The organism is Streptomyces sp. NBC_00989 (assembly GCF_045162655.1).
Lineage (GTDB): Bacteria > Actinomycetota > Actinomycetes > Streptomycetales > Streptomycetaceae > Streptomyces.
The window spans coordinates 7,755,147-7,777,829 of record NZ_CP108728.1 but is presented as its reverse complement, the minus strand read 5'-3'; the positions used below and the strand labels follow the sequence as shown (position 1 = coordinate 7,777,829).

General features: G+C 67.0%; 9 protein-coding genes and 1 pseudogene. 5 read left to right on the top strand and 5 right to left on the bottom strand.

Annotated features, from left to right (window positions below; all coding sequences use genetic code 11):
• Nucleotides 1–69: 69 nt before the first annotated feature.
• Complete coding sequence (locus OG714_RS34745; RefSeq protein WP_406126995.1) at nucleotides 70–804, top strand: universal stress protein; 735 nt, start codon at nucleotides 70–72, stop codon at nucleotides 802–804.
• A gap of 78 nt (nucleotides 805–882) precedes the next feature.
• Here OG714_RS34745 and OG714_RS34740 read toward each other — a convergent pair.
• Nucleotides 883–1,059: pseudogene (locus OG714_RS34740) on the bottom strand (pyridoxamine 5'-phosphate oxidase family protein); the annotation flags it as partial.
• Nucleotides 1,060–1,366: 307 nt separating this feature from the next.
• Here OG714_RS34740 and OG714_RS34735 point away from each other — a divergent pair.
• The 3 genes from OG714_RS34735 (at nucleotide 1,367) to OG714_RS34725 (ending at nucleotide 5,996) form a co-directional block, all read left to right on the top strand.
• Nucleotides 1,367–3,094, top strand: coding sequence for a GAF domain-containing protein (locus OG714_RS34735; protein ID WP_406126993.1), 1,728 nt, complete (start codon nucleotides 1,367–1,369; stop codon nucleotides 3,092–3,094).
• A 346-nt stretch (nucleotides 3,095–3,440) separates the two neighbouring features.
• A complete protein-coding gene (locus OG714_RS34730; protein WP_406126991.1) occupies nucleotides 3,441–4,259 on the top strand; it encodes a universal stress protein in 819 nt (272 codons plus the stop codon).
• Nucleotides 4,260–4,751: 492 nt separating this feature from the next.
• Nucleotides 4,752–5,996: an IS110 family transposase gene (locus tag OG714_RS34725; RefSeq protein WP_405969036.1), complete on the top strand. Its 1,245-nt coding sequence runs from the start codon at nucleotides 4,752–4,754 to the stop codon at nucleotides 5,994–5,996.
• A 765-nt stretch (nucleotides 5,997–6,761) separates the two neighbouring features.
• On the opposite strand, the gene OG714_RS34720 is transcribed toward OG714_RS34725, so the two are convergent.
• The 3 genes from OG714_RS34720 to OG714_RS34710 form a co-directional block, all read right to left on the bottom strand.
• Nucleotides 6,762–7,253 (bottom strand): PH domain-containing protein, encoded by a 492-nt coding sequence (locus tag OG714_RS34720; protein ID WP_328683524.1) that lies wholly within the window; start codon nucleotides 7,251–7,253, stop codon nucleotides 6,762–6,764.
• A gap of 220 nt (nucleotides 7,254–7,473) precedes the next feature.
• Complete coding sequence (locus tag OG714_RS34715; protein WP_328683523.1) at nucleotides 7,474–7,884, bottom strand: hypothetical protein; 411 nt, start codon at nucleotides 7,882–7,884, stop codon at nucleotides 7,474–7,476.
• A gap of 280 nt (nucleotides 7,885–8,164) precedes the next feature.
• A complete protein-coding gene (locus tag OG714_RS34710; RefSeq protein ID WP_406126989.1) occupies nucleotides 8,165–14,761 on the bottom strand; it encodes an RHS repeat domain-containing protein in 6,597 nt (2,198 codons plus the stop codon).
• Between the two features lie 512 nt (nucleotides 14,762–15,273).
• Here OG714_RS34710 and OG714_RS34705 point away from each other — a divergent pair.
• A complete protein-coding gene (locus OG714_RS34705) occupies nucleotides 15,274–20,334 on the top strand; it encodes a LamG-like jellyroll fold domain-containing protein (protein WP_406126987.1) in 5,061 nt (1,686 codons plus the stop codon).
• A 920-nt stretch (nucleotides 20,335–21,254) separates the two neighbouring features.
• Here the strand turns inward: OG714_RS34705 and OG714_RS34700 are convergent.
• Nucleotides 21,255–21,977 (bottom strand): hypothetical protein, encoded by a 723-nt coding sequence (locus OG714_RS34700; RefSeq protein WP_329249209.1) that lies wholly within the window; start codon nucleotides 21,975–21,977, stop codon nucleotides 21,255–21,257.
• Nucleotides 21,978–22,683: the final 706 nt, after the last annotated feature.

Below are 22,683 nucleotides of genomic sequence, written 5' to 3'. Positions count from 1 at the left end.
GCGGACGACGAGCATCGTCACTGGAAGCACTCTCCCGGCTCGCGCCGCGCACCGAAGGGAAGCAGGCCCATGACTCTCCACCACGTGGTCGTCGGAGTGGACGGCTCACTGGTCTCCGTACGGGCGTTGGACCGGGCCGCGGAGGAAGCGGCACGGCGCGGCGCCACGCTGCGTGTGGTGTACGCCGTTCCCGACCGCGACGAAGCCGGTCCGATTCTGGCGTCCGCCGCCTCCCGTGTGCGCGAACGCCATCCCGCCGTGCCCGTGGAGACCAGGGCCGTGGAGGACGGCGCCGTGCGGGCGCTGGCCCGCGAGAGCGCGGACGCGGTACTCACCGTCGTCGGCACCCGGGGGCTCGGCGAGCTCGCCGGGCGGGTGTGCGGCGCGGTCAGCTCGCGCCTCGCCGCGCAGGCGCGGGGCCCGTTGATGGTCGTACGCGGGGAACGCCCCTACGACGACCACCGCGACGTGCTGCTCGGTCCAGCGACCGACACCGATACGGAGGCTGCCCGCTACGCCCTCGACGAGGCGGAGTCGCGCGGTGTGCGCCTGCGTGTCCTGTACGGCCCCGTGGCGCGCTTCGCCATGGCCGGGACACAGGGCCAGCACCCCGGGGTCGAGGTCGGGAACCGGACGGTCCGCACGGCTCCGGCGCAGGCCTTGGTGGACGCCACCCGGGACGCCTCCGTGGTGGTCATCGGATCGCGTCGGCCGGGCGGGCGGCACAGCGGCCACCTGAGCCCGGTCGCGCACACCCTCCTGCACCACTCACACTGCCCCGTCGTCCTCGTCCCCATGGGCTGACCGGCCGTCGGCGTGAGCAGGACGCCGGTGACCAGGCCGGGGCGGATACGGATCGTGCGATCCATGTCCCTCTCCACCCACGGCCGAACCATCGTGGGTGCGGATGACGATGTCGCCGTGGTCCAGGACGTGGTTGACCGGGCGTACGGTCGGCAGCGCGTGCCGGGTGAAGACGATCCTCCCCAACGACACGCTGTCCAGCTCGACGCGGCGGCGGGGCCTCGAAGGGATCGGTCGGTTGTCGTCGTTGACCATGATGGATTCCGTACCGTTCGGTACTCGTTTCCTCGGATCGCCGGATATGCGGCGGAGCGACACCGCGGGGGATCGGTGCCGCTTCTGCCTCCACTGTCTCCTCGGCCACGGCCCGGACAAAGAGCCGATGGGCCCTGATCGGAGACCGGACGGCCCTGGTGCGACCCCGGTCGGCCGGTGAACCCGGCTTCCGCACCAGCAGGTGGTACGGAAGCCGATTCCATACCACCGCGCGTTGCGCGCCGGTAGCGTGACCTGTGTCCGGCGCGGCCGGTGCCCGCCCGCCCCCAGGCCCGAGGAGACACAGGTGGGAAGCCCCGAAGAGGCCCGTGAGGCCCGCGTACGGCTGCCGCAGCTGAAGCTGGACGAGTTGCTGGAGGAGCTCCAGGCGCGGCTGGACGCGGCCCGCGGCACCCGCGACCGGGTGCACAGCCTGCTGGAGGCGGTGCTCTCCGTCGGCAGGGAGCTGGAGCTGGAGCAGGTCCTGCACAGCATCGTCGAGGCCGCCGCGGTGCTCGTCGACGCCGAGTACGCGGCGCTCGGCGTGATCGGTCCCGACGGCGCGCGGCTGTCCGCCTTCCACACGATCGGGGTCACCGAGGAGCAGATCGCCCGCATCGGCCCGTATCCGGAGGGCCACGGCATCCTCGGCGAGCTGATCCGCCACCCCGAGCCGCTGCACCTCGTGAAGATCTCCGAGCACCAGGCCTCGTACGGCTTCCCTGCCAACCACCCGCCGATGAACACCTTCCTCGGGGTCCCCATCCGGGTACGTGACCAGATCTTCGGCAACCTGTACCTGACCGAGAAGCGTGCCGGAGCGCACTTCGACGACGAGGACGAGTCGGTCCTGTCCACGCTGGCGGTGGCGGCCGGCGTCGCGATCGACAACGCCCGTCTGTACGAGGAGTCCCGGCTGCGGGAACGCTGGCTGCGGGCGAACGCGGAGATCACCCACAGCCTGATGTCCGGCGACTCCCGCACCAAGGTCCTCGCCCTGATCGCCGAGCGGGCCGGCGAGATCACGGGCTCCGCCCTCGCGGCGGTCGCCCTGCCGATGGAGGACACTGGGTCGCTGGCCGTGGAGATCGCCGTCGGTATGGACGCCGAGGCCCACAAAGGGCTCGTACTCTCCATGGACCGCAGTCTGATGGGCCTGGCCTTCTCCGGCGCCACCCCTGTCACCAGCCCTGACGTCGGCCACGACGGACGCATCTCCCTGGAGCCACCCCGCTTCGGGGGACTCGGCCCCGCCGTGGCCCTCCCCATCGGCACCGGCGAGGCGGGCGTGCGCGGCGTCGTCCTCCTGGCGCGCGAAACCGGGCGGCAGCCGTTCACGTCGACGGAGACCGAGACCTTGCAGGCCTTCGCCGCGCAGGCGGCCATCGCGATGGAACTGGCCGAACGGCGCCGGGACGCACAGGAGATCGCGGTGCTCCAGGACCGCGACCGCATCGCCCGGGACCTGCACGACCTCGCCATCCAACGGCTCTTCGCCACGGGCATGACCCTCCAGAGCACGAGCCGCTTCATCGACCACCCCGAAGCGGCCGAACGTGTCGTACGCGCGGTGGACGACCTCGACGAGACCATCAAGATCATCAGGTCGACGATCTTCGGGCTGCGCTCACGGGGAGGCACCGGCGGGGACGGCCTGCGGGCACGTGTGATGCGCGTCGTGGGCGAGGCGGCTCCGGTGTTGGGCTTCGCGCCGAGCGTGCGGATGGAGGGACTGGTGGAGACCCGGGTGCCGCGCGAGACCGCCGACCACCTGATGGCCGTCCTCTCCGAGGCCCTCACCAACATCGCCCGACACGCTCACGCCGACCGTGCCGACATCTCCATCACCGCCGACTCCCACCAGGTCCGGCTGACGGTCACCGACAACGGCGCCGGCATTCCGGCGGACGGCCGCCGCAGCGGGCTGCGGAACATGACGGAACGGGCCAAACAGCTGGGCGGGGAGCTGGAGTTGGGCAGTCCCGACGGCGGCGGCACCACGGTGGTGTGGCGGGTCCCGGTGCCGACGGAGTAACCGCACGCCCCTCACCGCCCCGCCGCTCGCGGCCCTGTCGCCCCGTTCCTGACTCTCCGTCTTCCCCTCCTCGTCTTCTGCTTCTCCATCTGCTCCTCCGTCTGCTGACCCTTCGTCTCCTGCCGTGGCAGGGAGCCGAGTCAGGGCCGGACGGCCCGCTTCGGGTACCCGTCCGGCCCTGTCGGGTGCGCGGCGCCGGGGCGAGTCTGAGTCCTGGGGAGCAAGCCGGGTGCTGCCGGGCCGGCACCGCGAGGTCACGGATCCGGCAGCACCCGGTCGCCCGCCGGCGAACGCCGCGCGAGGCGCCCAGGGTTCCGAGACGACGTGTGGTGAAGGGAGGACCGTCATGAGCGGCCCGGTCGTAGTGGGAGTCGATGGCTCGCAGTCAGGGATGCCCGCGGTGGAGGCAGCGGCGCACGAGGCCGATCGCATCGGGGTGGAACTCCGGTTGGCGCACGCCTATGAGTGGCCGACAGCCCAGGTGTCACCCGGTGTTCCGCCCTGGGACCGGAGCGGAGCGGGGGCGTGCCGAGTGGTGAAGGGCGCGTTGAGCGAGGCCGAGCGATGGGCCGTCCATGTCGCGCCCCGTCTCCGCGTGACGCACGAGGTCCTGATGGGTTCCCCCGTGGCGGTGCTGGAGTGCGAGTCCCGTGGGGCGTCCCTCCTCGTGGTCGGCGGCCGTCCGCCGGGCAGGTCCGGGTCGCTGCGACGTGGCTCGGTCGCCGGGCAGTTGGCGGCCCACGGACGTACGCCGATGCTGGTGGTGCGCGGCAGGCCGGACCCGGCCGGTCCCGTCGTGCTGGTCGGCGGCCACGCGCAGGAAGTCCGGGAAGCGGTGGAGTTCGCCTACGCCGAGGCGGCGGCACGTGGCACGGACCTGGTCGTGCTGGAGAGGACGACCGCGTGGCACGGCCGGTCGTACAACGCCTTCGCCGAAGCCCTGTCCGTGCAGAGCGGGAAGCACCCGGACGTCACCACGCACCGCGCCCGCGTCCGGGGCGGGCTCAGCCGGGCGCTCGTCGAGGCGAGCACCCGAGCACAGCTCGTCGTGATCGGTGCGCGAGGCCGGAGCCGCCGTACGGGTCTGCTGCCGACCCCGGTCAGCAGGGTGGCCCTGCACCGCGCGGACTGTCCTGTCGCCGTGATCCACCCGGCGGAGAGGTGAGCTTGGCCCTGGCCGGCATCGGCCGGACACGCACCCCAAAGGCCTGATTTCACGGACCTGATGAGACGTTTCCGCAAGGTATTGGAGGTGCGTGGTGGGGCGGGTGGGACTCGAACCCACGGCCGACGGATTATGAGTCCTTTGAGGATCTTGGCGACCCTTGCCGATCTACGCTCATCCTTGACGTTTTCGCAGGTCAGCGACTCAGCGCACCTTCGGTGCGCGCCGGGGGCGTGGTAAATCCCGTGGCGCGCTGGAGGTGCTTCTGTCTGCCCTGACGGCGCTGGTATCGGTCCGGGACGCTGGCAGAGTTCGTTCCGGCCGAAACCGATGCTTCTGTGATGCCGGTGAGCTCGCAGGTCAGCGTGGTGCTGGGGGCCGACCACGGGAACCGTGGAGTGTTGCTGTGAGCACGTGCGTCAGAATTCCTGATTCGCCCTGGCCCTCCCGGAACGGCGTAACCGGCCGTCCGGCGAGGGAGGGGGCAAGACCGTGGACGTGCTGCACGAACGCTGTGCCGGCCTCGACATCAGCAAGAAGGACGCCAAAGCGTGCGTCCGCACCCCGAGTTCGAAGCGGCGGGGGTCCTTCACGACCGAGACCACGACGTGGGGATCGACGACGAACGCGGTCCTGGAACTGCGGGACCATCTGCTCGCCGCACGGGTCACGCTGGTGGTGATCGAGGCGACCTCGGACTACTGGAAACCGTTCTACTACGTGCTGACCGAGGGCCTGAACGTGATCCTGGTCAACGCCCGGCAGGTCAAGAACCTGCCAGGCCGCAAGACCGACGTTTCCGACGCCGCCTGGCTGGCCCAGCTCGGCGCCCACGGACTGGTCCGCCCCTCCTTCGTGCCACCCCAACCGGTGCGCGAACTACGGGACCTGACCCGGGCCCGCACCCAGATGACCCGCGAGCGCGGACAGATCGTGCAGCGCCTGGAGAAACTGCTGGAGGACACCGGGATCAAACTGTCCGCGGTCGCCTCCGACATCATGGGCGTCTCCGGCCGCGCCATGCTGGAGGCGTTGACCTCCGGGGAACGCGACCCGCAGGTCCTCGCCCAGCTGGCCAGGCGCAAGCTCCGCAACAAGATCCCCGAGCTCACCGAGGCCCTGACCGGGCGCTTCCGCGCCCACCACGCGTTCCTGACCCGGCTGCACCTGGACCACTACGACCAGCTCACCGACGCGATCCGGCAGCTGGACCAGCGGATCGAGGAGGCGATGGCCCCCTTTCGTCCCGCACTCGACCTCCTGGACACCGTCCCCGGGATCAACCGGGCCGTCGCCGAGGTGATCATCGCGGAGACCGGCAGCGACATGAGCCGGTTCGCCTCCGCCAAGCACCTCGCCTCCTGGGCCGGGGTCTGCCCCGGCCACCACGAGTCCGCCGGCCGCACCAAGAACACCAGGGTCCGGCCCGGCAACCCGTATCTCAAAGGCGCCCTCGGCCTCGCCGCGTTCGGCGCCGTGAGGACCAAGGACACCTACCTGCAGGCCCGGTACAAACGCCTGACCGCCCGCCGCGGTCCGCTCCGGGCCCTGGTCGCCGTCGAGCACTCGATCATCACCGCAATCTGGCACATGCTCACCGACAACGTCCCCTACTGCGAACTCGGCGGCACCTACTTCGCCCGGCGCGACCCCGAACGCGCCACCCACCGCGCGATCAACGCGCTCAACCAGCTCGGCTACACCGTCACCCTCAACCCGCTGGAAGGCACAGCCTGACCGACCCGAGCCACGGCACCCGGCGCCACCACGGCCACCGGGCACCCAGCCCTGCCTACACCCACCCTGACCTGCTGCTATTTACGCGTCAGATGCGGTTATCCATGTTGGGGCTAGTCAGCCCTTGTCAGTCTGTTCCTGTCCTTGCGGCCTCAAGTCGGCCTCAATGAGGCCCGGCAGGATCGAACTGAAGAAATGGAGGACGATCGCGCCAGTTCAAGGACAGGGTTCGAACCCGCGCGCAGCGGATTTCCCTTCCAACGCGCAGAGGCTCCACCCCAGCTGCTGGGGCGAAGCCTCTGCGGCCGTAGCCACAAGCTAAACATCGTTGCTAAGAAAAGTCTTCTTGAACGGTCAATCACGAGCTATGTAACCAAAGTTAGTAGCGCACGGACACAACTCGCGGTCAGCACTGCCAACTCGAAAGGGGCTCAGCGACTGCGGAAGCGAATACACCTCGACCCAATTCGGCGGCAGAATAGGGGCAGTTGGGACTGCGGAACAGTTGCGGACACACCGGATCGCGCTTCGACAACGCGACCGCAGAGAGATTCTGGACCCCACTCAAAGAAGTGAGGTTTGCCTCAAATTGTGGATATCTCTTGAAAGACGGGATCGCTGGATCCGGGAAGGAGGTGTCCAGAATCCGGGGCGTACCTCACCACGGCTGACGCCTCACGTAGCGTCAGCCGTACACCACGTCCGGGATATGATTATTCACCCCAGAGCACACAGGGGACTCCGGCCACGAAACGGACCACCGTGCTAACGGTCAATGAGCCAGCGGGCACCTTCGAACAAATACACACCGAGCATGATGACGATCAGAATGACGAGAACCAACTCCGTGTAGCCACGGGACGGCTCCTCGACCACTTCGCCACTGGGCTCCCCAACACTGGCGCGCCGCGCCACGTCGATTTCATCACGGATGCGTACAGCTCTTCCGACAGCGGGCCATCCGTTGAATGCTTCAAGCGACAGCGGCTTTTCCCGACCTTCGATGCGGACGTGAACGCCCCGCCCTGCCTTCACATCCACGTCTCGGATACTTGCCCAGGGAATCGTGTATGTGGCGGAGAAATTCCTAACAACGAGCGCATCGCGCTCGCTGCGCACCCCAGGTCGCAGATGACTCAAGGCGTACAGCACAAGCAGCGAAAAGGCTCCGGCCATAGCCGATACTTTGAAGAAGGATAGATCGGAGCTATGCCAGAGAGTCCATACTCCGAAGACGGCGAAGCCCAGGATGAGCATCCGGCCGAAGACCTGTCCGTCCCTCCACCGCGTCACAACCAACCGCCTTCCGCCTCCGTGCCGGGCGTCCGCCCGGACGCACCCTGCAGCTCGGAGCGCCTGTTCTGCCTCCTCTACGGCCGCAGCGGCCGCTGACAACGCCGTACGCCCGCGCTGCTCGACGGTGACCTTCCGGCCATGCGCCCGCGATCAGCGACCGGCGGATCGGGGTTCAGCGATGTCAGGAGCGCCTGCCTTCACGCGGAAACCAAGAATTTTCCCGCATGACCTGCGCCAGCGGCCCACGCTTATCTACCTGGTCGCGTTCAATGAATCGCGTCAACGCTTCGAGCAGAAGGCGACGATCCACGGCGCGAATTCCGTTTAGTTTCAAATTCGCCCGCGCCCCGCCCTTGTCGGTCAATACGATCACCCAGCCATTCCCCTTCCCCTTTCGCTCGGCGCTGACATACGCCAATTCGTCAAGGTTGACGGATTCCTTAGAGGTGAAATTATCGACGGTCAAGGTATGGTCAATTACGCTCGCATGCGAGAACGCGATGGTCACGGAAAGGAACAACAGAAGGACATTCATTACCACCCACAGGATGGAAAGGAAAGTCTCCAATCGGGTCCAGGCTATGACCTCCATGAAGGCAGTACAGAGGACACTTGCCGTCCAGATCCAGCTTTTCGGAACGGAAACTATTACGTTCACACCGTTCGGCCGCACTGACCGTCCGCCTGCCATCAAGAATCACCGCCATTCCATTTGCGGGATACGTGAATCTCTACCCCGGCACTTTCGATATTGACTACACCCGACAACTCAATTTGATTCCACGCCCACCCCCTCCTGCAGGATCCGCTACACCGCCCCCGAACAGGGGCACCGACAGCGCAGAAGATCATCTCACTCAACCCTCACGTCATCACGCGCCTGACGATCGGAACAGGCCCCCAATCCACCTTCCTGCCCTTGTTGCCTGTCCTCCGACCCAGCTCCCTCCCCTTGCCACAACTCCGTCATTAAGGGCGGATTTCAATCCTGGCACAAAGCCGATGCCCACCATATCTTCAACCAAGCCCAGAGACGCCTGGTAGCAGCTGTGGAAGTTGCCATAGCGGTCGCACCCGTCGACTACAAGTGGTATGTCGAACAAACCACCTACCGCAAATGCCCCTATCCCAACAGCTTCCGCCGGGACTGCCGCCACGGTACAAATACCCCAACTGGCAAGCTCACAACCTGCCGCGAACGCATCGGCGCCCACTCCGATCGCATTGCCGGTCTCGTGTACGTCGCCCATCCATCCGGCATTTCTGTGGATCCATTCGACCGTGCTGTTCCGGATGCTGTCGTCGTGCATGGCGGCGGCGCGTTTCTTGGCCGCCGCCTCCCGCTGTGCCGCCACCTTGGCGGCTTCGGCGGCCTTCGTCGATGCGGTCGTCGTCGAGGAGTTGGATCCGCTGTGTGCTGTGCCCCAGCTCGTGTTGTAGTGGGTCCGGCCGCATGAGCCATTGTGGCAGTAGCCTGCGCTGTTGTATCCGGGGTCGACGGGCCCGTCGGTGATGATGCCGCTCGAACCGCCGACCACATTGCCCTTCGGTGTGCCGACACCGCAGATGTCCGCCATGCACAGGCCGGTGGGGTCGCTCCCACTGACGGGGTTGTCGCCGGCGTAGGTGTATCCGCCGAGCTCTTGTGGGCTGGTGGCAATGAATACGGGGTCGAGGCTGATGAATCGGCCGAGTGTGGGGTCGTATTCGCGGGCGCCGATATCGGTGAGACCGGTGGTGGTGTCGGTGGTTTTGTTGAGGAAGGTGCGGTTGTCGGCCCAGGTGGTCGTTGTCCCACGGGTGTTGCCGTAGGGGTCGAACTGGCGCCAGGTGGGGGTCTGGGCGGTGTAGTCGAGGTAGAGGCTGTTGGTTCCGTGCTGGTCGGCGGCGAGTTCGAAGCCGTAATTGGTGCCGGTGCCGGTACGGACGATGGTGGTGCCGCCGGGGGCGCTGTAATAGCGCACGCCGGTGGCGGTGCCGGCAGAGTCGTTGAGGGTGATCTGTTCGCTGCCGAGATAGAGGGTGGTCGTAGTGGGGTCTATCTGCAGCAGGAGGTTGCCCTCTGCGTCGTAGATGTAGCTGGTGGCGGTGCCCGTGGTGCTGTTGGAGACGCTGGTCAGCTGCTCGGCGTTGTTCCAGAGGAGGGTCTGGTCGCCGGTGCTGGTGTCGCGGGTGGTGGTGTTTCCGGCGGCGTCGTAGACGTAGCTGGTTGAGCCGGTCGAGCCGCCTGTGGTTGTGGTGCTGGTCATGGTGTTGGGCTGGCTGCTGGACCAGCCGCTGGTGGTGAGGGTGTCGCTGCCGGTGCCGGAGACGGTGTGCTGGGTCTGGGTGAGCCGGTTGCCGATGTCGTCGTAGGTCCAGCTGGTCCAGTAGGTACCGCCGGTGATGCCGTCTCCGACAGTGCTGTGGTTACTGCTGGTGGGCGTGGTGTCGCAGGTGTTGGTGGCGGTTGAGGCCGTGGTCCAGGCCGTGGTGAGGCGGTCGAGGGTGTCGTAGGTGTAGCACTGGGTTTCGGCCGTGGTGCTGGAGCCGGAGCGGGTCTCGGTCTGGTGGGTGATGTTGCCGGAGAGGTCGTAGGTGTAAGCGGTCTCGTCGATGGTGGCGGGGGTGGTGCTGGAGCGTGTGACGAGTTGGTCCGTCAGGTCCCCGGTGTGTGCGTCGTAGCCGTCAGTGACGGTGGCGTAGGAGGTGGAAGAGCCGAGCTGGACCTGAGCGACCTGGTTGTAGGCGCTGTAGGCAGTGCTCTGCACGTAGCTATAGGTTCCTACGACGGCGTTGAGTTCGTCGTCGTTGTTGTAGCCATGGGTGACGGTTTCCGCTGGCAGGCCGCCGCCGAGGGCGTAACCGTCGGTCCACAGCAGACCGTTCACGCTGGTGTAGGAGTGCGTGATCTTCCAGGTCTTGCCCAGCGCGGTGCCCTGCGCACCCGGGGGAACGATCGTCTCCTCGCCCAGGGACTCACCGAAGACGTTGAAGTTCACCGCCTGCTGTACGTAGGCATAGCCGCCGCTATAGGAGGTGGCGGTAGTGACGTGCCCGACCGGGTAGGTCATACCGGAGATCGCGGTGTTGGAGTTGTCGTAGACCCAGGCCGCGGTCTGGTTTCCCGGTGAGCTGGTGGAAGCGTAGGCGGTCTGGCCGGCGGTGGAGGCGGCGTACTGGCCGGTCTTACGGTCGAGCGCGTCGTAGGTGTAGGAGACGTACTGGCCGCGGGAGTCCTGGGCCTGCAGCAGGTTGCCGTCCGCGTCGTAGGTCATGGCGGAGGTCGTTCCGGCGGTGGGGTCGGTCTTGGAGACCACCTCGCCGGCCAGATCGTAAGTGCTGGTCCACACCTGGTTCTTGGCGTCGGTGGTGGTGGACTGCTGGTTGTGGCCGTCGAACCCGTAAGTGGTCGCGGTTTTGGTGCCCCCGGTGAGGTAGAAGACTCCGGTGGCGAGGTTCAGCGGCGTGGTCAGTGTGGGTGCGGCGGTGTACTCGTCGAGTTCGCTGGTGCGGCCGGCCGGGTCGGTGCGCGTGGTCTTGGTGACCCCGCCTTCGGGCGGGATGACGGTGGTGGCGTCGCCGTTGTAGACCGTGGTCGTGGTGGAGACGATCACCGCGTTCTTCTCGGAGATGTCGTAAACCTGCCGACCGAGACCGTCGTAGGTGAACACGTCCTGCTCGGCGACCTGGTTGTCGGCCACCGACTTCAGCCCGAGTGTCGGTGTGGTGGCGGAGTCCCAGTAGTCGGTGTTCTTCTTCGCCGTCCAGCCGCGCGAGTCGTACAGGGTGTCGTCGATCAGACGGCCGCCCTGCGGCGTGTAGGTCTGAGTCTGGCGGGTGCGGCCGAGGGAGTCCTCGATGCTGACCGAGGTGAGGTAGCCGCTGTTGTCGTTGAGGGTGTTGGTCACCACGCCCGAGAGGGAGGTGCTGGACAGGGTGTAGGTGTAGGTCAGGTTCGCCAGTGCGGTGGTGGCGCGCGAGTTCTTCCACACCGACGTCGCCCGGCCCAGCGCGTCGTACTGGACGGTCGTCACCACATGGTTGGCATCAGTGCTGGTGAGTGTGAGCCCGCGTTCCGGATCCAGTGTCGAGCTGGTGGTGTGGGCGACACCGCTCACGGTGGGTTCAGTGACGGTCTGTCCGGTGGTCAGGTAGGCGGAGTTGACCGTATAGGCGGTCGTGGTGGTATTGCCGTTGCCGTTGGCCGTGCTGGACAGGCGGTGGTAGGTGCTGTCGTAGGTGTTCTTCGCGGTGGTGCGCCAGGTGAAGGCGCCCGAACCGTAGTCGGTGGCCTTGCGGGTCATCGTGACCAGGCCCATGGTCGGGGCGGCGGCCTGCGGGAAGGCGGTGGAGAAGGCGGTGTCGTCGTAAAGCGTCCGGGTGGCGGAGACCACCTGGTCAGGACGGTTGACGCTGGTAGGTGCGCCGAGGGTGTTCAGTCCGTCGGGGACAGAGGTGACGGATCCCTCGCTGAAGCCCGAGCAGGCAACCGAGTCCACTTCGGCGCCGGAAACCAGGCCGACGATGTTGGCGCTGGTGTTGGCCGGGGCGTACGTGGTGGCAGTGCACTGGTCGTAGGCGGTGCTGGCCGGCACGGTGTGCGTGTAGGCGTAGGTCGGCAGGCCGAAGTCGTCGTCGGAGCGGGTCGCGTCGTACGTGGTGTCGGTCTCGGTGTAGCGCCAACTGGTGGTGCCGCCGTCGGTCAGCCGCTGCCGGGTCCATGCCTCGGCGGTGCTCGTAGCGTTGGCGGTCAGGTCCGGCAGCCCGGAGCGGGTGCGGGTCGCGGTGGCCGCGGAGATCCAGTACGAGGTGATCGTGGAGTGGTCGACGCCTCCGCCGTTGCCGAGGAAAGAGGTGGACTCCAGTATCTGGCCGCTGAGTTGGGCGGAGTCGGTGTGGCTGCCGCCCTGGGAGTCGCTCAGCGACACGCTGCGGTTCGAGGTGGCCGAGAGCCGGTCGCCGTCCATGCCCTGGTAGTAGGAGTCGACCTGCTTGGTCTGTGCGTCGCCGGAGCCGTTGCCGGTGGTGGTGGTCACCTGCTGGTAGCCGCGCCACTGACCGTAGGTGCGGTATTTGGCCTTCGTGGTCTCGTCGTCGTCGTAGTGCCAGGCCGCACCGCTGTAGGAGTAGTCGGTCTCCTTGGCTGCCGAACCGCCGGTGCTGTCGGTCTCCAGGACTTCCTGGACCGCGTATTTGTTAAACCAGTCCAGCATCGGGCTGATGTAACCGCTGGGCGTCCAGTTCTCCGGGAAACAGGACGCAGTGTTCGAGGACGGTGTGGCCGAGGTCGAGCAGGCGGTCGGCAGTGTGTAGGAGACCCCGGTCACCCCGCCCAGTTCGTTTGTGATCGCGGTGATGCGGTAGCGGAACAGGCCCGGGTAGGTGGAAGTACTGACCCGGTTCTCCAGCGCCGAGCCGGTGAACTTCACCGCCGGCATCTGGATCGACGAGGTCGAGCCACCCGCGGTGGTGTCAGCGCCGGTGCGCTGGACCGAGGAGAGCCACAGCGTCGCGCTGGTCGCATCACCTGTCGACGGCTCGGTCTGCGTCAGGGCGTAGGAGTCGACCGTCACATACGCACTGGAGGAGACCGAGTACTGCTGCGTTGTGATCGAGGTCAGCCGGACGGTGGAGAAGAAGGAGGGGCCGTACGAACTACAGGTGGCTCCGGAGGCGCAGACCAAGTCGTAGGGCACGTCAGGGTAGTACGAGGCGTTGGAGGAGGTCTCCGAACTGCCGCAGTTGCTGCTGGTGGACGTGCAGCGAACCGAGGTGCCGTAGACGATCTTGTCGGGGACGGTGCCGTAGGGGCCTGTGGCGGTGGTGAAGCCATAATCGATGTGCACGAGGTAGGAATCGCGCACGTACTTAACCTCGGAAGCCCCGTTGTAGGCGCCGTAGTAGTTGATGTCCTGCTTGTAGTAGTACGCCATCGCGTCGCCGGTGGGGGTGGTGACGTAGTCCAGGTGCCACTTGTAGGCCATGGTGCAGAAGCTGCTGGTGGCCGTGGAGTTGTAGCAGGGGTCAGCGGAGTGCGCGGAGTACACGCGCTCGGAGTCCACCGAGTTCGTCGCGTCGTCGCCGGAGGCCCAGCCGGGCAACTCGTTGCGGCCGAAGTAGTACTTGGTGCCATCCCGCTCCGTGATCACCCAGTACGACGTGTCGTAGGTACCCGACCCGTTCGAGGAGCTAGTCACCTTGGTGACCGTCGCACCGTTGTCGTCGGACAACTTGTAGGTGGATGTGTCCTTGTCGTAGACGATCGAAGTCGACGATCCGTTGAGGGACATGGTCAAGATCGGGCCGTCGTAGCACTCGTCGGTCGTGGTGACCGAACCGGCGCTGCCCTCCGGGGAGTCGGCGCAGGGCGTGAACTCCTGCCCCACGAAGGAGTCCTGGGTAGTCCACCCGTCGCCCACCCAGGAGGACTGGGCCTGGGTATTGGCGGTCTTTCCGTCGACGCTGCCGGAGTCGTAGGACAGCGACGCGTCCGGCGCTAGCGAGGTCGAGGCCGCAGGCGAGTCGACCTTGTAGGTGTAGGTGAAGTCGCCCGACGAGCCTGACTGCCCCCAGGAGCCCGCGGACGACAGGGTCGAGGCGTAGTTCCCTCCGGCCCCGCCCTCCTGCCCGGTGGAGTCGGTGGCCGCGATCACGGTGGCCGCGCCGGAGGTCGAGGCTGTCTGCGCCGTCGCGGACTTGGAGGCCGCACCACTATAGACAGCCGAGGACGCCGATCCCGCTGCGGCCTGGCTGACGCTGGTGGAGGCGGCGCTCTTGACTGAGCCGGTGCTGCCGACCGTGAGGTCCGCGGATACGGCTGTGTTGTTGGGGTCGTTGAGGGATGTCAGGGGTGTCTGCTTGCGGCACCGGGCGAGCTGAGGGGTTGTGAGCGCGCAGGCGGGCAGTGTCACCAGTCGCAGCCGGGAGGCGTAGTTGCCGCCGACGGCCTGGCGGAAGGCGCCGTAGTCCAGGCCCACTTTCACTCGGCCCGAGCCAGATGCACCGGCACCGGCGCTCTGGCTGGTGGCGAGGGACCAGACCGGGCCGGACACACCCAGCCGGGTGGACAGGGTCCGCGACTGCACCGAGACCCCCAGCGTGGTCGGGCCCGTGTAGGTGCCCTTGCCGGGTGCTACCGCCCGTGCCCAGACCGGTGTTCCCGACGCGGTGGCCTTGGAGCCCGTGGTCGCTGAATGCTTCGGCGCCGCGAGTTTCAAAGTCCCTGTCTTGGCGGCCGGCCACGCCGTCCGGGTCGGTACTGCCGTGTGCCGGGTGGCGGCGGAGAGATGCACGCTCTTGTGCGGAACGGGCTTCAGACCGGTGACTGAGCGACCGAGGTCCGCCTTCGGCTTCGCGGCCGTAGTGGACGGTGTCAGCGCGGTCGCTGTCGATCCGAAGGCCAGGCTCAGGCACAGGGACCAGGCCAGTACCGCGGCCCACCCGACCAGAAGCCTCCCGGCCGTGCGCCGGTATCGCGCCTTTACCACTCCGCTGTTTCCGCGCACCCGTCTACCGGACACGGCTTCCCCCTCGCCATGACGACATGCCGAAATATCGAACAACCGCCAGCCTCTATTACCGCTGCGGCGATTGCTTCCCGACGGAAAGAAGTACATGAAGGTTCAATCCAAATGAATAATGAGTTAGGAAAGAACCCGCCCGAGAAGATGGCCAAACTTCAACAGAAGTGGACATCCACGGCATGTACACGCCGTGATCTGGGTCACACAATCGCACGTGGGGCCATTAAATCCTCATACCGTGGCGCGACCCGGCCGCGCCCAACGCCGCATCCGAGCTCCACTCCACAGCGGCTGAGCGCATCGACAGACGACGAAAACCGCCGAGGCAATTTTGCGAGACATTGACCCTCGCGTGAGGTCGTCCAGTGTGGGCCGGGGGCATACAGTGCGGTTTTTTTCCATCAGCATGAATAAGTGGGGGAAAGAAAATGCAAAACAATTCGCGGACATCTCTGCCCCGTTCCTGGGCGCGCCGCATGATTGTCGGTGCCACTGCCCTGGCCGTCTCGGGCGCCGTGGGGCTTCCCGGCATCGCGCACGCGGCCACATCTGCGTCACACGCCAGCACAGCCAGCCGCCCTTCGGCCGGCGTTTCCCCGGGGCTGAGCGAGGATCAGGCCCTGGCAAAGGCACGGGCCTCCGGCAAGCCGGTCCAGGCGACGGCCGCGACCACGGACTCCTCAACCCTCACCGCGAACCCGAACGGCACGCTGACGCTCAGACAGACCATCGCCCCGGTCCGCAAGCTGGTGCACGGGAGATGGAAGAGCCTGGATCCGACGCTCGTGCGTCAAGCGGACGGCACCATCTCCCCCAAGGTGTCGACCAGTTCCCTGGCCCTGTCCGGCGGCAGCACGGACATCCCGCTGGCCACCATGCGGGCCGGCGACGGAGCCCTGACAGTGTCCTTGCCCGCCGCGTTCACGCTGGGAACACCCTCGCTCTCGGGCGCCACCGCCACCTACCACAGTGTGCTGCCTGACGTGGATCTCGCCGTGACCGCACAGGACACCGGCGGGTTCAGCGAGGTACTGGTCGTCAAGAACGCCACCGCCGCGGCGAACCCCGCACTCACCGGCCTGAATCTGTCCACCAAGGCCACCGGAGTGAGTCTGGCCAGCGACACGGCCGGCGACATCACCGCCAGGGACCGCCACGGACGCACCGTCTTCTCCGCCACCGCCCCCACCATGTGGGACTCCCGCCATGCCGCCGCGGGCACACCGAAGGCGACCAACCCCCAGACCGGCCAGAGCGTCGACACCCGCACCGGCGACCCGGTCAGCTCCAGCCCCGCCTCTCCCGGAACAGCCGCCCGTACCACCAGCCTGAAGGCCGCCTACCACGCCGGAAAGATACGGCTCGCGCCCGACCATCGGCTGCTGACGGGCAAGGACACCGTCTACCCCGTCTACATCGACCCCACCTTCGTGCCCTCCGGCCAGACCGACACCGTCCAGGCGTGGGCGTTCGTCGACAGCGAGTGGCCCGACACCTCGTTCTACAAGCCCGCCGCCTCCACCCCCGGCCCCCTCCACGTCGGCTACACCGACTGGACCTCCGACGTCTCCACCAACCGGGCCCTGTTCCAGACCAGCATCCACAGCAACATCTGGGGCGCAGACCCGGATTCGATCACTTCCAAGATCTCCTTCTACGAGAACTGGTCGGCCTCGTGCACCAAGACGGAAGTCGACCTGTGGCACACGGCCTCGATCTCCTCCGGCACCACCTGGTCCAACTCACACAGCTCCAGTGACACGGACAAGAAGTTCTGGTTCAGCAAGCTCGACACCCAGACCGCCGCCCACGGCTGGTCCACCTCCTGCGGCCCTGCGGACATTACCTTCGACATCAGCTCGCTGATGAAGTCGGCTGCCGCCGGCAAGTGGTCAAAGGCCACCTTCGGCCTGCGCGCCGCCGATGAAGGCGACGACCTGGCCTGGAAGCAGTTCAGCAAGCAGGCCACCATCACCACCACCTACGACCACACCCCCAACACCCCGACCACCCTGACCACCAGCCCGGCCACCAGTTGCACCGCCACCACTCCCACCACTCTGGGCCTGGGCGACGTCACCCTGCGCGCAGCGGTCTCCGACCCGGACGGCACTACCAGCCCGCTCACCGGCAACTTCACGCTGAAGAACATGTCGAGCAGCACGGCCTACACGCGAGCGATCAACGCCACCAGCGGCACCACCGCGAGCACCCTTTTTTCCCACACCAGTACCTCCGGGCCGTTCCAGGCGCTCACCGCGAAAACCGAGTTCGCCTGGTACCTCACCGTCACCGACCAGAAGCTGACCAGCAGTCAGTCGAAGACCTGTCACTTCTACTACGACCCCACCGCACCAGGTGCCCCCACCATCAGCCCCGTCACCTCGACCACCAGCCAATGCCCAGAGCTCACCGACAGCCCCTCGGGCGACAGCCTGTGCACGGTCGGCACGGCCGCCGGCTTCACGGTGACGGACACCAACACCACGACCGCGCCCGGCAGTTACCGCTACCAGCTCAACGGCGGCAACCCGGTCAGCATCACCGCCTCCAGCGCCAGCCCCTACACCGCGACCATCTCGCTGAAGCCGACCACACAGACCAACGTCCTGACCGTCACCGCCGTCGCCAGCAGCGGCAACATCGGTGACACCTACGACTACCGGTTTATCGCAGCCGCCCCGGCAACCGCGGTCGGCGACGACCTCAACGGCGACGGCAACGCCGACCTGGTGACCGTCGGCGGGAAGAACTCCCTGCCCGCCGGGCTCTGGCAGGCGACCGGCACCGGCAGCGGCAAGGTCGACCCCGTCGCCCGGAACATCGGCATCGACGGCAACGGCGTCTCGACCACCCAGACCGCCACCTCCTTCACCAGCACCCAGGCCGTCACCGGCCACTTCTTCACCGGAGCTGGCTTCAACGACGTCCTCGACTACGGCTACGACACCTCCACCGGTGCCGTCAGCGGCGAGATCCTGCGCGGCCAGGGCGACGGCACCGGCCTCCAGCCCGTCGACTCCCTCCCCATCACCAACTCCACCGGCGTCTTCGCCCTGACCTCCACCACCACCGGCGACGGCGACACCACGACCGTCACCACCACCCCCGCCACCTCCATCGCCAGCGGCGGCGGTCTGTACTACACCGTCAACGGAGAGACCCCCACGGGCTATCCCGATCTCCTGCTGGTGATCAACGGCTCCCTGTACGACGAGAACTCCGTACCCGGCGCGGGCCTCTACCCCGGAGCCGACCAGGCCACCGACCTCGCCGACTACAACCCCTACTGCCTCGCCCAGAACACCAACACCACCACCAACTGCACTACCGGCTGGAGCGGCTGGACCATCACCAGCACCCTCGTAGGCGGACTACCGGCCGTGTTCGCCCGCGACACCAGCACCGACACCAGCGACCCCTCCCACGGCCAGCTGTGGTACCTCAGCCCGAACAACCTGCAGACCCTGTCCTACGACTCCCTGTCCAACGGCGCCACCGACGCCACGCTCCCTTCCGTCGAGGCCGCGTCCACCGGCTGGGACTCCGTCAGCCAGCCCACCCTTCAGGCCGCCGACATCAACAACGACGGCACACCCGACCTGTGGACGGTGAACAGCACCGGCACGGCCACCGCCCATGAGATGGCCCTGTCCGGCACCACCGCTACCTGGACCACTCCCACCGGCCAGGCCCTGAGCACCGACACCCACGACTGGCCGCTCAACGACTACGACACCACGGCCCTGACCGCCGACGACGCGGCCACCACCGCGATCACCCTCACCGGCACTAGCGGCGTCACCGCACCCACCGACGGCCTCTTCGACCCCGACATCGCACTCAACTCCACGGACCACGACTACCTCCAGGGCGCCAAGGCGCTGGACCTGACGAAGTCCTTCACGGTGTCCGTCTGGGCCGATCCCACCGCCTACGGCGGCGCCGTCCTCTCCCAGAGCGGCAGCGCGGACTCAGGGATCCTGCTGATCCCCACCACGGACGGCTGGCAGTTCAGCCTCAACACCGGGGCCGGCACCGCCTGGAGCTTCGACACCGTCACCGGCGGCACCGTCCACCTCGGCACCTGGGCCCACCTCACCGCCACCTACGACAAGACCCCCGGCGTCATGAACCTCTACGTCGACGACGTCTTCGTCGCCACCGGCAGCCACACCGCCCCCAGCACCGGAGCGAGCGGCACCTTCCAGCTCGGCGACGACTGGCACACCAGCGCCCGCGCCGACTACTTCACCGGCGAACTCGCCCGCGTCCAGACCTGGACCGGCGCCGTCGTACCCCCCGCCCAGCCCTACACCCCCGCCGGATACCACCAGGCCGTCACCCCCACCCGCATCCTCGACACCCGTACCAGCAGCGGACTGACGTACACCAGCGGCGTCACCGCCGGTACGAGCACCGTTGCGACCGACTCCGTCACCCATCTGAAGATCGCGGGCGACACGGTCACCTCCCCGGTCAGTGGCGCACCCACCACGATCCCGGCCTCGGTCACCGCGGTCGCCGTCGACGTCACCGCCACCGCACAGACCGACGGCGGCTACGTCACCACCTACGCCGACGGCACCCAACGCCCCAAGACCTCATCCACCAACTTCACCGCCTCCACCACCGCCACCGGCTACCAGATCGTCCCCGTCGGCAACGACGGCAAGATCGACCTCTACACCCACATCAACACCACCGGCGGCACCGCCGCACTCATCGTCGACGTCACCGGCTACTTCACCAGCGACCCCACCGTCACCGGCGACCAGACCTACACACCGCTCACCAGCGCGGTCCGCGCCCTGGACACCCGCTCCAGCATCGCCCACACCAGCCTGACCGCCACCGGCACCGTGGCAGCCGACAAGACCTTCACCCTGCAGATCACCGGCCAGAACGGCATCCCCAGCACCGCCACCGCCGTCGCCATCAACCTCGCCGCCGCCGACGCCACCGGCACCGGCTACCTCCAGACATACGCCACCGGATACGCACCCACCGCCGCCACCAGCCTCAGCTTCAACAGCGGTAACGCCATCGCCTCACTCTCCGGCGACGTCCCCATCGGCACCTCCGGAACCATCACCATCTCCGTCCACGCCAGCTCCACCGCCGTCCTCGCCGACATCTCCGGCTACTACACGACCAGCACGACCGGCCAGAAATTCCACACCATCAACCCCACCCGCCTCGTCGACACCCGCAGCGGCATCGGCGGATCCACCAGCCCCGTCGCCGCCAACAGCGCCTACACACTGAACAGCACCATCACCCAGCACGTCACCACGGCAACCACCCCCACCATCGCCGCCATGGTCACCATCACCGGCCCCACAGCCGGCGGCAACGCCACCGTCTACCCCACCAGCACCGGCAAACCCGCCACCAGCAACATCAACTGGGGCACCGGCGACACCCTCGCCAACCTCACCCTCACCCCCACCGACAGCAGCGGATCCATCACCCTCTACAACAACAGCACCGGCACCACCGACCTCATCATCGATTCCAGCGGCTACTACACCTGACCGACACACCTTCGTGAACGCTGGGGTCGGGCACGCCGCGCGCCCGACCCCAGCCGCTCCCTACAGGACAGCTAAGGGCGAGGCCGACATGCGCCACGAGGGCCGATCGACGCTCGGGCAGGCCGCTCATCGCCGCCCGCCGTCGCGTTCCTGCGGGAACGGGCGAAGGCCCCTCAAGGGCCGCTACACCTGCGTTCCGGACTGTTTCCTGTTGGGGCAGTTTCCTCGGACGTTCGCCAGACTTACTGCCCGCAGGCCCCGGCCGTCACACGAACGCCTTGATCCACCGGTAGGCGACTCGTCGGACAACGCATCCGGCGTACTTCGCGAGTACCTCCGGCCTCAGGACGGCCTCAATTCATGCCCCGTCGCCGGGGAGCCAGGCAGAACACCACTCGGTTGATGCACATCCACGCAGGTCAGAAGGACATCAACCTACGCAGGCCAACGTGGCACGAACTCGCGAGCAGCGGATTCAGTCCGTTCAGGCAAAGTTGACGCTCCGACACCCAAAAATGAACGTTTCCGCAGGTCAAAGCCCTGCACAGGTGGGGCGGGTGGGACTCGAACCCACGGCCGACGGATTATGAGTCCTTTGAGGATCTTGGCGGTTCTTGCCGATCAACGCTCATTCTTGACGTTTTCGCAGGTCAGATGCGGTTATCCGTGTTGGGGTCAGTCAGCCCTTGTCGGTCTGTTCCTGTCCTTGCGGCCTCAACTCGGCCTCAACGAGGCCCGGCAAGATCGCGCCGACGAGATAGCGGACGATCGCGCCAGCTCAAGGACGGGAATCGAACCCACGCGCAGCGGATTTCCCTTCCAACGCGCAGAGACTCCACCCCAGGGTGCCAGGGCGGAGCCTCTGGGAGCACTTCCACCGAGCAACGCGTATACACAGAGCCCGAGCTACAGGACCGGAATCAGTCCGCGTCCAGCTCGGCCGCTTCGACGGGGTGCCGCTGCAGCCAAGCGTATGCGTCGGAGTTCTCCTTGAGCCAGCGGGCACAGACGGCCCACTCGACGCGTTCGCTGCCCGCGTCACTCAACACGACGTCCGCGACCAGCCGCGTACAGCCCGCCCCGGCACCGTGCGCACTACACGCTTTCTTGGCATTCGTATGAGGAGCGATGGAGACGACGCGGGACACCATGGCCCGCTCCCCCTCGGCATACGTGCGGTCGAACCACTCGATGAACTGGTGCACAGTACCTATCTTGGCCACCCGGTCATGCAGGGCCTTCTGGTCATGGCCGGTCAGGAACCAACCGAGCGTGACCGGCGCCCCACAGCCGCAGCCACAGGTCCGGGCCGCATGCGGGGAGTCGAAGTAGGTCACCGGATTGCGGGCTGCGGCAACCGGCTGCGGCTTGCCCACATAGGCGTCATGGACAGGGTGGCCCACCTCCAGATAGCGGCCTTCGATGGCGCGGCGACCGCCGGCGACCGACACCAGGCCGTGGATCTCGATGGCCTGGCGCACGATGCCCTGCGCCGACACCAGCGCATACTGCTCCCGGTCGGCCCGCTCACCCAGCACCCAGCACCCGCGATTGGCGCGGAACAGGGCAGCGTCGTCCATGTTCGAATCCCAGCCCACGTGATCCCGCCCCAGCTGGTCCTGTTCGGGATTGACGTAGCGCATCGGACCAAGCGTGATGTGAATCAAGATCGCCCCCAATAGCCCTATAACCAGGGCCCCTTGCCCTGCGACTATCCCCATCGTGACCCACAAAGCTCGATACCTGCAACCCCTAGGACCCATTGGTTATCGGGTATTTGAACGGCGCGCAGGTCGGGGATCGTCACGCAGCGACTCCCGAACAGCCGAAGCCATAAAAATTGCGCGTTCAACCAATCTGCTCGCAGGCATACAGGAGTCGTCCGCGGATCCACACAGCAGTGGCGGCAGTCCAGAAACCGCAGCACACCCGGGCGATCGGTGGCGCAGTTCGTGCCCCACCCCGGGGAACTCGCCGTCTCTACGCCCTCGCCGTATGAGCAAGCCCTGAGGCGGGTAGTTTCACAAACCACACCGGCGGGTCGCTCTGCGCAAGCCGGAGTCGACACTCCAACTCGGAACGTTCCCCGGTCCTCACGCAGGCCAGTACGCAATGCAGGGAGAGGCGGTGACAACAGCCCACCTCCTGGAACAGGCACCTCCCGACGCGCTCACGGAACTGCCGCCGTAGAGCCTGTGGGCCGGAATTACAGACGAAGCCGGTGATCCGCTGGCCATCCATCCCGAAGTCGCACCCGCACACCCGCATCACCGAGGTCACCATTCCGGCCGCAGCCACGACGGTCCGCCTGGCTCCTACCCACGGCGCATCAGCAGTTCGCGTACGCCC

Excerpts from the sequence above, each read along its gene's own strand:
- OG714_RS34745 (WP_406126995.1), top strand. The coding sequence starts at position 70 with ATGACTCTCCACCACGTGGTCGTCGGAGTGGACGGCTCACTGGTCTCC.
- OG714_RS34730 (WP_406126991.1), top strand. The coding sequence starts at position 3,441 with ATGAGCGGCCCGGTCGTAGTGGGAGTCGATGGCTCGCAGTCAGGGATG.
- OG714_RS34720 (WP_328683524.1), bottom strand. The coding sequence starts at position 7,253 with ATGCTCATCCTGGGCTTCGCCGTCTTCGGAGTATGGACTCTCTGGCAT.
- OG714_RS34715 (WP_328683523.1), bottom strand. The coding sequence starts at position 7,884 with ATGGAGGTCATAGCCTGGACCCGATTGGAGACTTTCCTTTCCATCCTG.
- OG714_RS34705 (WP_406126987.1), top strand. The coding sequence starts at position 15,274 with ATGATTGTCGGTGCCACTGCCCTGGCCGTCTCGGGCGCCGTGGGGCTT.
- OG714_RS34700 (WP_329249209.1), bottom strand. The coding sequence starts at position 21,977 with ATGCGCTACGTCAATCCCGAACAGGACCAGCTGGGGCGGGATCACGTG.